At 72.7% G+C, this 13633-nt stretch carries 17 protein-coding genes; 11 read left to right on the top strand and 6 right to left on the bottom strand.

Annotated elements, in window-relative coordinates; translation table 11 throughout:
• Positions 1–124 precede the first annotated feature (124 nt).
• The gene (locus BWR60_RS26570; protein ID WP_230983189.1) at positions 125–475 is read left to right on the top strand and encodes a DUF4112 domain-containing protein; all 351 of its coding nucleotides are present in this window, start codon (positions 125–127) and stop codon (positions 473–475) included.
• A 4-nt stretch (positions 476–479) separates the two neighbouring features.
• On the opposite strand, the gene BWR60_RS26565 is transcribed toward BWR60_RS26570, so the two are convergent.
• Positions 480–1508 (bottom strand): DUF1254 domain-containing protein, encoded by a 1029-nt coding sequence (locus tag BWR60_RS26565; protein ID WP_088154661.1) that lies wholly within the window; start codon positions 1506–1508, stop codon positions 480–482.
• A gap of 114 nt (positions 1509–1622) precedes the next feature.
• Here BWR60_RS26565 and BWR60_RS26560 point away from each other — a divergent pair, with 114 nt between their 5' ends.
• Complete coding sequence (locus BWR60_RS26560; RefSeq protein WP_088154659.1) at positions 1623–2522, top strand: LysR family transcriptional regulator; 900 nt, start codon at positions 1623–1625, stop codon at positions 2520–2522.
• On the opposite strand, the gene BWR60_RS26555 is transcribed toward BWR60_RS26560, so the two are convergent.
• From BWR60_RS26555 to BWR60_RS26545, 3 genes are all read right to left on the bottom strand, one after another.
• Positions 2515–3681, bottom strand: coding sequence for a GDSL-type esterase/lipase family protein (locus tag BWR60_RS26555; RefSeq protein ID WP_088154657.1), 1167 nt, complete (start codon positions 3679–3681; stop codon positions 2515–2517). The genes BWR60_RS26560 and BWR60_RS26555 overlap by 8 nt on opposite strands.
• 13 nt (positions 3682–3694) lie before the next feature.
• A complete protein-coding gene (locus BWR60_RS26550; RefSeq protein ID WP_088154655.1) occupies positions 3695–4279 on the bottom strand; it encodes a pyridoxamine 5'-phosphate oxidase family protein in 585 nt (194 codons plus the stop codon).
• Positions 4280–4397: 118 nt separating this feature from the next.
• Positions 4398–5084 (bottom strand): fumarylacetoacetate hydrolase family protein, encoded by a 687-nt coding sequence (locus BWR60_RS26545; RefSeq protein ID WP_088154653.1) that lies wholly within the window; start codon positions 5082–5084, stop codon positions 4398–4400.
• A 206-nt stretch (positions 5085–5290) separates the two neighbouring features.
• Here BWR60_RS26545 and BWR60_RS26540 point away from each other — a divergent pair, with 206 nt between their 5' ends.
• The 8 genes from BWR60_RS26540 to BWR60_RS26505 all read left to right on the top strand — a co-directional run bounded on the left by BWR60_RS26540 (position 5291) and on the right by BWR60_RS26505 (position 10427).
• On the top strand, positions 5291–5797 hold the full coding sequence (locus BWR60_RS26540) for a CinA family protein (RefSeq protein WP_088154651.1): 507 nt from the start codon (positions 5291–5293) through the stop codon (positions 5795–5797).
• A complete protein-coding gene (locus BWR60_RS26535) occupies positions 5794–6123 on the top strand; it encodes a YnfA family protein (RefSeq protein WP_088154649.1) in 330 nt (109 codons plus the stop codon). The genes BWR60_RS26540 and BWR60_RS26535 overlap by 4 nt, the downstream gene beginning before the upstream one ends.
• A 106-nt stretch (positions 6124–6229) precedes the next feature.
• On the top strand, positions 6230–7126 hold the full coding sequence (locus BWR60_RS26530) for a lysozyme inhibitor LprI family protein (protein ID WP_144445767.1): 897 nt from the start codon (positions 6230–6232) through the stop codon (positions 7124–7126).
• Between the two features lie 35 nt (positions 7127–7161).
• The gene (locus BWR60_RS26525; protein WP_088154645.1) at positions 7162–7770 is read left to right on the top strand and encodes a CDP-alcohol phosphatidyltransferase family protein; all 609 of its coding nucleotides are present in this window, start codon (positions 7162–7164) and stop codon (positions 7768–7770) included.
• Positions 7767–8711: a phosphatidate cytidylyltransferase gene (locus BWR60_RS26520; RefSeq protein WP_088154643.1), complete on the top strand. Its 945-nt coding sequence runs from the start codon at positions 7767–7769 to the stop codon at positions 8709–8711. Before BWR60_RS26525 ends, BWR60_RS26520 begins: the two co-directional genes overlap by 4 nt.
• A gap of 13 nt (positions 8712–8724) precedes the next feature.
• Positions 8725–9360, top strand: a complete 636-nt coding sequence (locus tag BWR60_RS26515) for a lysophospholipid acyltransferase family protein (protein ID WP_088154641.1) — start codon at positions 8725–8727, stop codon at positions 9358–9360.
• A 149-nt stretch (positions 9361–9509) separates the two neighbouring features.
• Positions 9510–10088 carry a hypothetical protein gene (locus BWR60_RS26510; protein ID WP_088154639.1) on the top strand — a complete coding sequence of 193 codons (579 nt, stop codon included), beginning with the start codon at positions 9510–9512 and terminating at the stop codon, positions 10086–10088.
• A gap of 96 nt (positions 10089–10184) precedes the next feature.
• Complete coding sequence (locus tag BWR60_RS26505) at positions 10185–10427, top strand: hypothetical protein (protein WP_088154637.1); 243 nt, start codon at positions 10185–10187, stop codon at positions 10425–10427.
• A 172-nt stretch (positions 10428–10599) separates the two neighbouring features.
• Here the strand turns inward: BWR60_RS26505 and BWR60_RS26500 are convergent, their stop codons facing one another.
• Together BWR60_RS26500 and glyA are read right to left on the bottom strand one after the other, a co-directional pair.
• Positions 10600–11022, bottom strand: coding sequence for a group III truncated hemoglobin (locus BWR60_RS26500; RefSeq protein ID WP_230983188.1), 423 nt, complete (start codon positions 11020–11022; stop codon positions 10600–10602).
• 217 nt (positions 11023–11239) lie between these two features.
• Positions 11240–12556 (bottom strand): serine hydroxymethyltransferase, encoded by a 1317-nt coding sequence (gene glyA, locus BWR60_RS26495; RefSeq protein ID WP_088154635.1) that lies wholly within the window; start codon positions 12554–12556, stop codon positions 11240–11242.
• Between the two features lie 140 nt (positions 12557–12696).
• Here glyA and BWR60_RS26490 point away from each other — a divergent pair, with 140 nt between their 5' ends.
• Complete coding sequence (locus BWR60_RS26490; RefSeq protein ID WP_218823697.1) at positions 12697–13560, top strand: LysR substrate-binding domain-containing protein; 864 nt, start codon at positions 12697–12699, stop codon at positions 13558–13560.
• Positions 13561–13633: the final 73 nt, after the last annotated feature.

The following is a 13633-nucleotide window of genomic DNA, read 5'->3' as shown; positions in this document are numbered from 1 at the left end:
ATCCCCGGCCGGAGTCACCAGCCCTTCCAGCGCGGCGATCGATCGCAGGAAGGGCGGGGGCGCGATGGACATCCGGCCGCCGCGGCCCCATCTCATCCCCCGCCGCAACCGCCCGGGATCCGCCTTGGACCGCGCCGCCGAACTGGACCGCCTGGACCGCCTCGCCACCCTGCTGGATTCGCGCTGGCGCCTGCCGCTGCTGGGCTGGCGCTTCGGCCTGGATTCGGTGATCGGGCTGGTGCCGGGGCTGGGCGACGCGGCCGGCGGGCTGCTCTCCGCCTGGCTAATCCTGCGGGCCCGGCGCCTCGGCGCGCCGAACCGGGTGCTGGCGCTGATGGCCGGCAATGTCGTGCTCGACGTCGCCCTCGGCACCGTGCCGGTGCTGGGCGACGTCCTGGATGTCGGGCTCAAGGCCAACCGCCGCAACGCCCGGCTGCTGCGGCGGCATTTCGAGCGGCAGGGCGCCGGGGCGTGACGCCTCAGCCCACTGGCTGCGCGAGGGGGAACTGCCAGGTGCCGTCGAGGATCTCGGCCTTCGGGCGGAACAGGCGCACGGTGTAGTTCCAGCCCGGCGTGACCGGCAGGCAGTTCGCCACGGTGCCGTCGTCGCAGCCGCCGAACTGGATGGTGACCGTGCCGTCCGGCCCCGCCTTCGCCGTCAGGCTGTTGACCGCATAGGCGTTCGCCGAGTTCGGCTGCAGATAGCCGGCGCTGTTGTAGACGGTGAGCGACCAGAAGCCGTCGACCGGCACCGGCCCGACCGTCAGCCGGTAGACGGTGGAGCCGTCGTTCCGGGCCGGGGTGATCGGCAGGTACAGCCCGTCCTTCTCCGGATTGCCGCCCCACAGCAGGGCGGTGCCGATCAGGTGCCGCACCGGGTCGACCTGGTCCGGGCCGGCGCCGAACATCCGGCGCGTGTCGGCCACGGTGGTGCCGAGTTGCTGCAGCGCCGCCCGGATGGTGCCGAGGCTGGCCGGGTCCCAGTCCGGCACCTCGAAGCGGCCGGCATGGTCCTGGGCCAGCGTCACCTTGTCCTGCAGCGCATGGACTTGGGCGACATCCTCCGGGCTGGCGAAATCGACCAGGAAGCGGACCACGACGATGGCGTAGCGCGTGCCCACCGCCTCCCGCGTCAGGATGTGGCTGCCGGCATCGTAGAAGGTGGCCCGGGTGTACTGGTCCTCGTTGACCACCTGCATCCCCACGTAGCGCGCGCCGGCATCCGGCAGCGTGACGGTCGCCGGCCCGGCATCGAGGTCGAGGATGGCGAAGGAATACAGCGTGTCGCGGTTGCCGCGGACGATGCCCTGCTGCACCGGGGGCGACAGCTCGCGGCCATGCCTGAAGCGGCCGAAGCCGCCGGCCTTCACCACCCCGGCGAAGTAGACGTCGGTCTGGGCGCGGTCATAGGTCTCGACCGTGACCGGCATTGCCGTCTGCGCCGAAGCGGCGGCGCTCGCCATCAACAGGGACATGGCCGCGAGGATCCTTCTGCTGGTCTTGGTCATGATGCCTTCCGGGTGACGCGGGGGTCCTTCCACGCACAGGAGATGAACCAGCCGGATCTGGAAATGAACCGGCGCCGATGACCATCGGCCTCTCATATATGATAGGCTGGCCGCATGGATCTGAACGCCGCCCGCATGTTCGTCGCCGTCGTCCAGGCCGGCAGCCTGTCGGCCGCGGCGGCCCGGCTGGGCGTCCCGCTGCCGACGCTGAGCCGCCGCATCCGCGAGCTGGAGCGGCAACTGAGGGTGCAGCTGCTGGAGCGGTCGACCCGCGGCACCAGGCTGACCGATGCCGGGGCCCGCCTCTACGAGCATGCCGGCCGCGGCATCGAGGCGCTGCTGAAGGCCGAGCAGGCGGTGGCCAGCGACCAGGCCCGGCTGAAGGGCCGGCTGCGCCTGTCCCTGCCGCAGACCTTCGAGCCGTGGTGGGAGCTGCTGTCCGCCTTCCAGCGCCGCTATCCGGACATCGAGGTCTTCGTCTATTCGACCGAGCGGCGCATGGATTTGGTGGAGGACGGCATCGACGTCGCCCTGCGCGTCGGCGCCATCGTGCATGAGGCGATGGTGGCCCGGCCGGTCCTGGCCTTCCGCAACGTGCTGGTCGCCGCCCCGGCGCTGATCGAGCGGCTGGGAGCGCCCGCCGATCCCGAGGCGCTGCGGCGCCTGCCCTGCGCGGTATGGTCGACCCGGATCGACGCCCTGGTGCGGTGGGACCTGGGCGGCCAGGTGGTGACGCCCCGGGCGGTGCTGACCGCCAACGACTATCACCAGCTGTGCCACCGCGCCCTGGCCGGCGACGTGGTGACCGAGCTGCCGCCCTTCTTGGCCGCCGCCCCGATCCGCGACGGCCGGCTGGTGCCGCTGCTGCCAGGCCACCCGCTGCCGGAATGGGCGCTGCGCCTGGTCTATCCGCCGCACCGCCACCCGTCGCGGATCGTCCGGACCTATCTCGACTTCTGCCAGTCCTGGCTGCCGAACGTGGCCCGGGCGTGCCGGATCGACACCGTCAGCTGAACGGGCCGTCCTCGGCAAACACCAGCCCGGCGAAGCGTTCGCCGATGCGGGCATGGGCCGCGGCGTCGGGATGGAGGTCGTCGGGCAGCGGCAACTCATCATGGTCAGCCGGGCCGTACAGGTCCCGCCCGTCGAGATAGTGCAGGTTCGGATCCTGTGGCGCGCGCTGCGCCACGATCCGGGCCAGCTCCTCCCGGATCACCGCCAGGGTCAGCCTGCCCTCGCCGCTGTCCGCCGGATCGCCGGCCGCCCGGAACCGGACAATCCCAGCGCTCAGCGCCGCGAAGTCGAACGCGGTCGGCCCGGGCGTGTCCTCATGGATCGGGCACAGGATCGGCGACACCACCAGCAGCGGGGTCTCGGGGTGGCCGTCGCGGATGGTGTCGAGGAAGCCGTGGACCGCCGGGCCGAACGCCCGCAGCCGCATCAGGTCGGCATTGACCAGGTTGATGCCGAGCTTGAGGCTGACCAGGTCGGCCGGCAGGTCCCGCATGGCGCGGGCGGTGAACGGATCGAGCATCGCGCTGCCGCCCAGCCCGAGATTGACCAGCTCGACCCCGCCGCGGGCGGCGGCGACCGCCGGCCAGGTGCCGGTCGGGCTGGCGGCGTCGGAGCCGTGGCTGATCGAGCTGCCATGGTGCAGCCAGACCCGGCGGCCGTGAGCAGCGGCCGGCTCGACCGGGGCGTCGGTGCGCAGCGCGACCAGCTCCGTCGCCTCATTGTGCGGCAGCCAGATCTCGACGGCCTTGTCGCGGTCCGGCAGGCCGGCGAAGCGCACCGTGCCGGCCGGGCCGGATTCGGTCGTGATCGAGCCGGCGGCCATGTCGATGCGGAGGATGTTGCCCCCGGTCACGCCGGACTGGCCGGCCAGGACGCCGTCGACCAGCAGGTCGTACACGCCGTCGGGCCGGGGCGGCGCCCCGACATAGACCCGCCGGGTGCGCAGCGTGTCGAGCTCGATCGCGGTGGCCCGGCTGCGGAACACCAGGCGCACGCCGGAGGGCTGGGCCTCGACCATCGCCAGCTGCGGGTCGGCGCATTGCGCCCGGGCCCGGGCCGGCAGCCGGTGCGGCAGCAGGCCCCGGCCGGTGGGTTCCAGCTCCACCGCGCCGCGCAGCAATTCGGCGGTGATCGGCGTGGCGATCCAGTCTCGGGTCATGGCGATCTAACCTTCAGGGGATGAGCCAGCCGGCCTCCAGGGCGCCACCGGTCCAGTCGAACAGGGCACGGCGGTCGGCGCCGGGGACCAGGCGCACCCAGTCGATGCGGTCGACCGTCAGCACGATCACCGCGAAGTTCTCCCGCCCCTCCTCCGTCCCCGCGCGCGACGGCGGCGGCAGGGCCGGGTCGTCGATCGGGGTGCCGGGCGGCCCCGGCATGCGATAGGCGGCGCGGATCGGGCCCGGCGTCGCCGCCCAGGTGGCATCGAGGGCCGGCCCCGGCGGCAGCAGCCCGGCCCGGCCCTCGACCCGGATCTGCACCTCGTCCGCCGCCTCGTACAGCAGCAGCGCCACGGCGGGGTCGGCCCGGATCTCCGCCACCTTGGCCGAGCGGCGGTCGGTGTGGATCTCCAGCCGCCGCGCCGCCGGATCGGCCGAGCGCAGCACCACCGTGCGCAGCGCCGGCCCGCCCCGCGTGTTCAGGCTGGCCAGCGCGACCCGGCCGCTGGTGCGGCGGCGCTCGCCGGTGGCCCGGCCGAGCCGACCCCAGGCATCGGCCAGCACCGCGGCCAGGTCGTCGCCTCCCTCCGCCGTCATTGGGAGGAGGCGAAGCCGACGAAGCAATCCAGGGGCCGGTTCGCATTGGCCCCTGGATTGCCTCGCTGCGCTCGCAATGACGGAGAGGGGAGCGTCGTCCGGACGGTGCTGGCCGCCATCAGCGATAGGTCACCGACAGCTCGCCGACGCCGTCGACATGGCCTTCCAGCCGGTCGCCGGGCTTGACCGGGCCGACGCCGTCCGGCGTGCCGGTCATGATCAGGTCGCCGGGGCGCAGCGCCACCAGGCGCGACAGATGGGCGATGATCTCCGGCACCGGCCAGATCTGGTCGGCCAGGTCGCCGACCTGCCGGTCCTCGCCATTGATCTTCAGCCAGATCGCGCCCTGGGATGGGTGGCCGATCTCGGCGGCGGGCCGCAGGGCCGACAGCGGCGCCGACTGGTCGAAGGACTTGGCCATGGTCCAGGGCCGGGCCAGCTTCTTCGCCTCGGCCTGGATGTCGCGGCGGGTCATGTCGAGCCCGACGCCGTAGCCCCAGACATGGCCCAGCGCCCGGTCGGCGGCGATGTCGGTGCCGCCGGCGCCGATCGCCACCACCAGCTCGATCTCGTGATGCAGGTCCTTGGTCGCCGCGGGATAGGCGATGGTGCTGCCGCTGGGCACCACGGCATCGGCCCATTTGGCGAAGAAGAAGGGCGGCTCCCGGTCCGGGTCGTGGCCCATCTCGCGGGCATGGGCGGCGTAGTTGCGGCCGACGCAGAAGATGCGGCCCACGGGGAAGGTGGCGTCGCTGCCCAGCACTGGGACGAGGGTCTGCGGCGGCGGCGTGATCACGGTCGGCATCGGGACAATCCTTCACGGGCGATGGTCGGGCCGAAGCTGCGCGGCGGCGCCCGGCCTGTCAAACCGGAATCGGGCCGCCGCCCAGCCCGCGCGACGATTTCCGCCGCTGCCATATCCGGCCCGCAGGCCCGCCATATCGGCCGCATATCGCGGTCCCGCCCACGGCCGCTATGATGCCGGCGAAGCGGACCAAGGATCGAGACCGGATGCCCACCATCGCCGCAGCCGCCGCCCGGGCGGCCCAGTTGCTGACCCTGCGGCAGCAGACCATCGCCGTCGCAGAATCCTCGACCGGCGGCCTGGTCTCGGCCGCGCTGCTGGCCGTGCCGGGGGCTAGCGCCTATTTCCTCGGCGGGGCGGTGGTCTACACGGCCGCGGCGCGCCGGGCGCTGCTGGCGATCGGCGAGGCCGAGATAGCCGGCCTGCGCCCGTCGACCGAGCCCTATGCGGCGCTGCTGGCGCGGACGGTGCGCGACCGCTTCCAGGCGGATTGGGGCATCGCCGAGACCGGGGCGGCCGGGCCGGCCGGCAACCGCTACGGCGATCCGGCCGGGCACAGCTGCGTCGCCCTGTGCGGCCCGCGGGCGGTGACGGCGACGCTGGCCACCGGCAGCGCCGACCGCGCCGCCAACATGGACGCCTTCGCCCTGGCGCTCCTCCGCCTGCTCGTGGACAGGCTGGAGGCCGCCGGGGACGCGGGCGGGCAACCGTGACCACGATCCTCGCCTTCGTCATCGCCGCCGTTGCCGAGATCGCCGGCTGCTTCGCCTTCTGGGCCTGGCTGCGGCTGGGCGGCAGCCCGTGGTGGGCGCTGCCCGGCACCGCCAGCCTGATCGTCTTCGCCCTGGCCCTGACCCGGGTGGACTCCGATTTCGCCGGCCGCGCCTATGCCGCCTATGGCGGGATCTACATCGCCGCCTCGCTGGTCTGGCTGTGGGCGGTGGAGGGCAGCCGGCCCGACCGCTTCGACCTGGCCGGCGCCGCGCTGTGCCTCGCCGGCGCCGGGGTGATCCTGTTCGGCCGGCGCCTCGCCGCGTGACCGTCCCGCTTCCGCCACGATCCCGCCCGGTTTGCGCGGAGATGATGTCCGCCAGTTGAGGACGGATGTCCTTGCCATCCCGTTCTGCCTCGTGTCCAAGGTTGCCATGACCATGAGATCCCTGCTGCTCGCCGCGGCCGCCCTCCTCGCCCTCTCCGGCCCCGCCTTGGCGCTCGACTGCGGCAAGGCGTCGACCAAGCTCGAGCGCGCGATCTGCGGCGACAAGCGGCTGAAGGCGGCCGACGCGGCCATGGGCCAGGCCTATGCCCAGATCCTGAAGGCCGCGGCGGACGACGCCGGGATCCACGACATGCTGGTCGCCAGCCAGCGCCGCTGGCTGGCCGCGCGGGACGAAGCCCTGGCCGATCCCGCGGGCTGGCCGGAGGATGTCGACCGCGATCCCGCCACCTGGCGCGACAGGATCCTGACCGCGATGCGCGACCGCGCCAACGATCTGAAGCAGCGGTCCGACACCGATCCGCAGCAATTCGCGCTGATCGCGACGGCGCGGGAGCAGCAGCGCTTCCTGGCGCAGTTCACCGGCGGCCCGTTCGCCGGCTTCGCCACACGCTGCGAGTTCTTCCCGACCCATGCCGGCTCCTGGGCGGATTATTACGCCTGTTATGCCACCCGCCATTACCAGAACGGCAACCGGGTCTGCAGCGTCGACGAGGACTGGGCGACTTACCGCACCTACGAGACCCGGTCGATCGCCGAGGTCGTCGACGGCAAGCTGAAGCCGGTCGCCACCTGCGGGACCGAGGGGCAGGCTGGCTATACCCTCTGCCCAGGCGGCGACACTCTCGGCGACGAAGCCGGGCGGTGGGACCTGCAGCCGAAGACCGAGGACACGCGGTTGCCGTCCGGGCCGCCATCCCTGCCCAAGCTCGACGCCGAGGCGGCGGGCACGCTGGACGACGCCCCCTGGCTGCGCGCCTGCCTGACCGACCCTGGCTACCCGACGGCCGACCCGGCCAGCGACGGCACCACGAAAAAGCCATGACGGCCGCGACGGTATGATGGGGATCGGGGGGATCCATGCCATCGCTCTACGACATCAAGCCGAAATTCCAGGCGCTGCTGCGCCCCACCGCCGCGCGGCTGGCGCAGCGGGGGATCAGCGCCAACGCCGTGACCCTGGCCGCCGCCGGCCTGTCGGTGCTGCTGGGCCTGGTGGCGGCCGCCACCGGCTGGTCCTGGCTGCTGCTGCTGTACCCGCCCTTTCTGCTGCTGCGCATGGCCCTGAACGCCATCGACGGCATGCTGGCCCGCGAGTTCTTCCGGCCGACGCCGCTGGGCGCCCTCTTGAACGAGGTCGGCGACATGGTGTCGGACGCGGCTTTGTACCTGCCGCTGGCGCTGCTGCTGCCGGCGCCGCCCTGGCTGGTGGTGCTGATCGTGCTGCTGGCGGTGATCGGCGAGGCCGCGGGCATCGCCGCCCGCACCATCGGCGCCGGCCGGCGCTATGACGGGCCCTTCGGCAAGTCCGACCGGGCGCTGGCCTTCTCCATCCTCGCCGTCGCCGCCTTCTTCCAGGTGCTAGCCCCGGCGCTGTGGATGCCGCTGGTGCTGGGGGCGCTGCTGCTGCTCGCCCTCCTGACCATCCTCAACCGTGTCCGCGCGGCCCTGGCGGAGATCGGCGCATGATCGCGGGGCTGCATCTGGACCCCACCGTCGCCTGGGCGCTGGCCGCGCTGGTCGCCGTGCTGGTCGTCGCCGAAGCCGCCGTCCTGTATCTCCGCCGCAGCAAGCCGGAGAAGGACTGGACCGAGCTGAGGCTGCGCATCCGGTCCTGGTGGGTGATCGTGATCGCCGGCGGCATCGCCCTGGTGCTGAACCCGATCGCGGTGCTGGTGGTGCTGGCGGTGGTCAGCTACCTGGCGCTGAAGGAATACCTGTCGGTGGTGCCGACAAGGCGGGCCGACCGGGCGGTGCTGCTGGTCGCCTACCTGGCGATCCCGACGCAATGGTGGTGGATCGCTGAGGAGCAGTACGGCTTCTTCATCATCTGGGTGCCGGTCTACCTGTTCATGGTGGTGCCGGCGATGATGGTGCTGCGCGGCGAGGTCACCGGCTTCCTGCGCGCTTTGGGCACGCTGCATTGGGGCCTGATGCTGTGCGTCTTCGCCATCGGCCACGTCGCCTATCTGTTCGTGCTGCCGGAGGACGGGGCGCCCGGGCCGGGCGGCGCCGGGCTGCTTCTGCTGCTGCTGATCCTGACCCAGGGCAACGACGTGGCGCAGTATGTCTGGGGCCGGATCTTCGGCCGGCACAAGATCGCGCCCTCGGTCAGCCCGAACAAGACGGTGGAGGGCTTCGTCGGCGGGCTGGTCACCACCACCATCGTCGCCGGGCTGATCGGGCCGCTGCTGGCGCCGCTGTCGCTGCACATGGCGCTGGCGGCCGGGGCGCTGATGGCGGTCAGCGGCTTCTTCGGCGACCTCACCGTCTCCGCGGTCAAGCGCGACATCGGCATCAAGGACACCGGCACGCTGATCCCCGGCCATGGCGGCGTGCTGGACCGGATCGACAGCCTGATCTTCGCCGCGCCGCTGTTCTTCCACTTCATGCGCTATTTCTACTACTGAGGGCCGGCCGACGATGTGGCGCCTGCTGTTCCACTGGCTGGTGACCAAGCCCGCGATGCTGCTGTTCGTGGGGCTGCATGTGCGCAACCCGGAGCGGCTGCCGATGACCGGGCCGGCGATCATCGTCGCCAACCACAACAGCCATGCCGACACGGTGGCCCTGACCTCGCTGTTCCCCAGCCGGATCCTGCACAAGGTGCGGCCGGTGGCGGCGGCCGACTATTTCATGAGCAGCAAGGCCATGGCCTGGTTCTCGACCAACTGCATGGGCATCCTGCCCTTCGACCGCCATGCGCGGGAGCGTGGCGAGGACCCGCTGACCGGCTGCGTCGAGGCGCTGGACCGCGGCTGCATCCTGATCCTGTTCCCCGAGGGGTCGCGCGGCGAGCCGGAGCGGCTGCAGCGCTTCAAGAAGGGCATCTGCCATCTGGCCAAGCGCCGGCCGGACGTGCCGATCGTGCCGGTCTATCTGCACGGGCTGGGCAAGGTGCTGCCGCGCGGCGCCTTCCTGCCGGTGCCGTTCTTCTGCGACGCCTTCGTCGGCCCGCCTTTGGCCGAGCGGCCGGAGGACACCGACGCCTTCGTCGAGGGGCTGGAGGCGGCGATGGCGAAGCTGGTCGAGGGCACGAGGTTCCCGGAATGGGATTGAGGGGGATGGCGAGGTGACGGGCCTTTCATTCTCAACCGTCATGGCGAGCCCCGAAGGGGCGTGGCCATCCAGGGCCGCTCGCACCGGCCCCTGGATGGCCACGGCGCTGCGCGCCTCGCCATGACGGTTCAGGGCATCGGGCAGCCGGCATGAGGGACCGCGCCCTGACCCTCCTCGCCTTCCTGTGGGGCGTGGCCGAGGCCAGCCTGTTCTTCGTGGTGCCGGACGTGCCGGTGTCGCTGATCGCGTTGGCGCGGGGCGGCCGGGCCGGGCTGCGCGCCGCGGTCGCCGCCGCGGCCGGGGCGATGGTCGGCGGCACCGCGCTGGCGGTCTTCGCCAGCCACGCGCCGCAGGCCGCCATCGCCCTGGTCGACGCGGTGCCGGCGATCTCGCCCGCCATGATCGCCCGGCTGCAGGGCATGATGGCCGGCACCGATTCCGCCGCCGGCCTGGCCGGGGTGCTGATCCTGGCGAGCCTGAGCGGCATTCCCTACAAGATCGCCGCCGCCAGCGCGCCCGGGCTGGGCATCCCGGTGTGGGAGCTGGCGCTGCTGACCCCGCTGGTGCGGCTGCCGCGTTTCGTCGCATTGGCCGGCGCCGGGGCGCTGCTGCACCGGCTGACGCCCGCGATGCCCGGCTGGATGCAGCCGCTGCGGGTGCGGCTGCTGCTCGCGGCGCTGGGCTGGTCTGCGTTCTACGTCAACTACTGGATGCAGGTCGGGGGCTGACGCCGGGCCCTCGCCGCCCTATGTCTGGGACAATACCTCTGACATAATGGAGACGGCAGCCGCGGGTTGGCTCAGCCGGCCCGCCGGGAGAAAGTCATGGACCTGTCGCGCACCGAAGGCCGCGCGAAGAGCGCCGCAGTTTCGAAGGACCCGTCCGACCTGCAGTCGCTGCTGACCGTGGGCGGCATCTCCGCCACCGGGCTGGGCGCCAGCTTCGTGGCCCTGTTCGGCCCGCCGGGCAGCGACCTGTCGGTGGCCCTGACCATCATCACCGTGGCCGGCGGCCTGGCCGCGGTCGCCGCGGGCTTCGCCATCGCCGCCTTCGCGGCGAAGCGCTGAGGAGCCGGCGCCGCCCCCTCACCCTCCCGTCGCTTCGCGCCGGGCCCCTCCCTCTCCCCGAGGAGAGGGAAAGGGACGCAGCGCCTTCTTTACCTCTCCCTGGGGAGAGGTCGAAATCGCGACGCGATTTCGGGTGAGGGGGCGGCTCCGGCCGATCCGTTCAATGCTGATTTCAGCCCACCCGGCGCGCCGGGGTGTCCGGCAGGATGCCGCGCTGGAACATGACGCCGAGACGCAGGCTCTCGGCGATCTTCTCCGCCCGCTCGATGAAGCGCGCCGCCGCCCGCGGCGGGCAGACCTCCTGCGCCGTGGCGCGGAACAGTCCCAGCCAGACGGCGAAATGCTCCGGCCGCAGCGCCGCGACGCCGGCATGGGCCTGCATCGGCCGGCCCTGGTAGCGGGCGCTGCGCAGCATCACCGACGACCAGAAATCGCACATCTTGGCGAGGTGCGGGCCCCAATTGTCGCCGATCACCCCGGCGAAGATGGGCCCCAGCACCGCGTCGGCGCGCACGCGGCCGTAGAAGGTGTGGACGAGGGTCCGGATCATCGCCTCGTCGACCGGCTCGATGGGATCGGCATCCGTCATATCCATGACGATATATGGCCATATCGGAGACCGGCCGCACCAGCGCCGATCGCCGCAGGGCTGGGTTTCCCGGTGCGGATAGGCAGGTGCCCCCTCACCCGGAAATCCTGCGGATTTCCGACCTCTCCCAAGGAGAGGTGAAAGGCCCCGGCTCCGATCCCCTCTCCTCGGGGAGAGGGAGGGGCCCGGCCGAAGGCCGGGAGGGTGAGGGGGCGAGCCGTCCTCACCGCATGTAATGCAGCCGGGTGAAGCGGCCGCGGAAGGCCGTCACGTCCGGCGCCACCGACTCCGGCTCGGCATTGCCGACGAGCACCCGGGCCAGCAGCTGCGCCAGCTCCGGCATCTCGGCCGGGCCCATGCCCCAGCGCACGATCTCGGGCGTGCCCAGGCGTAGCCCGTTCAGGTCGCCCGCTACCGCCTCGACCGGCAGGCCGATGCCGCAGGCCAGCAGATTGGCCCGGCGCAGCCGCTTCGACGCCGCCTGGCCGCCGCCCCAGCGCGCCGCCTCCAGCGCGAACTGGTGCGAGGTCGTGGCCCCGCGCTCCGCCGCGAAGACCGGCAGCCCGGCCTGTGCCAGCCCGTCGGCCAGGGCCTTCGCCGTCGCCGCCATCGCTGCCGCGTAGTCCCGGCCATGGGTCTTCCAGTCGAGCAGCGCGATCGCCAGCGCCGCCGATTTCGCGGCGTCGAAATTGGCGGTCAGGCCGGGGAAGGCGATGGCGTCCAGCCGCCGCGCCAGGTCGGCGTCGCTGGTGACGATCAGGCCGGAGGCCGGGCCGCCCAGGCTTTTGTAGGTGCTCATCGTCATCAAATCGGCGCCCTCGGCCAGCGGGTTCGGCCAGGCGCCGCCGGCGATCATGCCGGAGAGATGGGCGGCGTCGAACAGCAGCTTCGCCCCGACCTCCGCCGCGATCGCCTTCACCGCCGCCACCGGATGCGGGAACAGGTTCAGGCTGCCGCCGATGGTGATCAGCGCCGGCCGCAGACGCCGGGCCTGGTCGCGCAGCGCGTCGAGGTCGACCGTATAGCCGGCGGCGTCGACCGGCGCCGCGTGGATCTCCAGCCCGTACAGGCCGGCGGCGCCCGGAGCGTGATGGGTGACATGGCCGCCGATCGCGCCCGGCGGCACGATGATCCGGTCGCCCGGCCTGGCCGTCGCCATGAAGGCGTAGAGATTGGCCATGGCGCCGGAGGCGACGCGGATCTCGGCGAAGCGGGCACCGAACACCTCGGCCGCCAGCTGCGCCGCGATCACCTCGATCCGCTCGATCGCCTCCAGCCCCATCTCGTATTTGTCGCCGGGATAGCCGAGCGACGGGCGCGACCCCAGCCCGGCGGCCAGCGCCGCCTCGGCCTTCGGGTTCATGACGTTGGTGGCGGGGTTCAGGTTGAGGCAGTCGCGCTCATGGATGCGCCGGTTCTCGGCCACCAGCCGGGCGATCTCCGCCTCCGTGGCCTCCGCGTCGCGGCCGGCGGCGTCGCGCGCCAGCCCCTGCACGAAATTCTCCGCCTCTTCTGGCACCCAGCCCCGCCGCGCCAGCATCCGATCCTCCCGTCTTGGCCTGCGGACAGCATCGGCGCCCTGGACGCGGCGGCGCAAAGCAGGAATTCTGCCGCCCTGGCATAGAAAATCTCGGCCTACCTTCGATGAGCGTCCAGCCGCCCCGCCCCCGCCTGCCACCCTTGAACGCACTGCGCGCCTTCGAGGCCGCGGCCCGGCACGAGAGTTTTCTGCATGCGGCGGAGGAGCTGGGGGTGACGCCGGGCGCGGTGGCGCAGCAGGTCAAGGCGCTGGAGGCGTGGCTGCGCTATCCCCTGTTCATCCGCCTGGCCCAGGGGCTGCGGCTGACCGAGCGCGGCCGGGCGGTGCTGCCGGCGCTGGCCGGCGCCTTCGACGCGCTGGGGCTGGCGGTGCAGGAGATGCGGGCGGCGTCGCTGCGGCAGGAAATCCGCATCGCCGCCCTGCCCTGCCTGGCCCAGCTGTGGCTGGCGCCGCGCCTGGCCCGGCTGCGCGCCGCCTTCCCCGGGCTGCAGGTCTCGGTCACGGCGCAGGAGCAGCCGCCGAACATGCGGCGCGAGCCGTTCGAGCTGGCGCTGTTCTACCTGGATTCGCCGGTGCCGGGTGCGGAGGCGGTGGTGCTGGCCGAGGACACCCTGTTCCCGGTGTGCAGCCCGGCGCTGCTGCAGGCGCAGCCGCTCGCCGAGCCGCGCGACCTGGCCCGGCACGTGCTGCTGCGCGACACCGCCTGGGCCGGGGACTGGCCGGCCTGGCTGGATGCGGCGGGCGTCGCCGGCATCGACCCGGCGCGGGGGCCGGCCTTCTCGCTGTACAGCCTGGCGCTGCAGGCGGCGATCGAGGGCGGCGGCGTGCTGATCGGCCGGGCGACGCTGGTCGACGACCCGATCCGCCACGGCCTGCTGGCGGCGCCGCTGGCCCCGCGCCTGCCGGCCGCCACCCGGCTGACGCTGCTGGTGCCGGAACGGCTGCGCCACGCGCCGCCGATGCCGGAGCTGGTGGCCTGGATGCGGGCGGAGGCGGGCAGATGAAAACGCTCCCTTGTCGATATCCGGACGCGCGCAGCCCCCTCCCCCTGCCCCCCTCCCGCAAGGGGAGGGGGAG

This window comes from Inquilinus limosus, from assembly GCF_002195995.1.
In the GTDB taxonomy this organism is placed as follows: domain Bacteria; phylum Pseudomonadota; class Alphaproteobacteria; order DSM-16000; family Inquilinaceae; genus Inquilinus; species Inquilinus limosus_C.
This window is presented reverse-complemented; position numbering and strand designations above follow the sequence as displayed.

Coding starts and splice junctions, on each gene's coding strand:
- BWR60_RS26565 (WP_088154661.1), bottom strand. CDS start 1,508: ATGACCAAGACCAGCAGAAGGATCCTCGCGGCCATGTCCCTGTTGATG.
- BWR60_RS26560 (WP_088154659.1), top strand. CDS start 1,623: ATGGATCTGAACGCCGCCCGCATGTTCGTCGCCGTCGTCCAGGCCGGC.
- BWR60_RS26555 (WP_088154657.1), bottom strand. CDS start 3,681: ATGACCCGAGACTGGATCGCCACGCCGATCACCGCCGAATTGCTGCGC.
- BWR60_RS26550 (WP_088154655.1), bottom strand. CDS start 4,279: ATGACGGCGGAGGGAGGCGACGACCTGGCCGCGGTGCTGGCCGATGCC.
- BWR60_RS26545 (WP_088154653.1), bottom strand. CDS start 5,084: ATGCCGACCGTGATCACGCCGCCGCCGCAGACCCTCGTCCCAGTGCTG.
- BWR60_RS26540 (WP_088154651.1), top strand. CDS start 5,291: ATGCCCACCATCGCCGCAGCCGCCGCCCGGGCGGCCCAGTTGCTGACC.
- BWR60_RS26530 (WP_144445767.1), top strand. CDS start 6,230: ATGACCATGAGATCCCTGCTGCTCGCCGCGGCCGCCCTCCTCGCCCTC.
- BWR60_RS26525 (WP_088154645.1), top strand. CDS start 7,162: ATGCCATCGCTCTACGACATCAAGCCGAAATTCCAGGCGCTGCTGCGC.
- BWR60_RS26520 (WP_088154643.1), top strand. CDS start 7,767: ATGATCGCGGGGCTGCATCTGGACCCCACCGTCGCCTGGGCGCTGGCC.
- BWR60_RS26515 (WP_088154641.1), top strand. CDS start 8,725: ATGTGGCGCCTGCTGTTCCACTGGCTGGTGACCAAGCCCGCGATGCTG.
- BWR60_RS26510 (WP_088154639.1), top strand. CDS start 9,510: ATGAGGGACCGCGCCCTGACCCTCCTCGCCTTCCTGTGGGGCGTGGCC.
- BWR60_RS26505 (WP_088154637.1), top strand. CDS start 10,185: ATGGACCTGTCGCGCACCGAAGGCCGCGCGAAGAGCGCCGCAGTTTCG.
- BWR60_RS26500 (WP_230983188.1), bottom strand. CDS start 11,022: ATGGATATGACGGATGCCGATCCCATCGAGCCGGTCGACGAGGCGATG.
- glyA (WP_088154635.1), bottom strand. CDS start 12,556: ATGCTGGCGCGGCGGGGCTGGGTGCCAGAAGAGGCGGAGAATTTCGTG.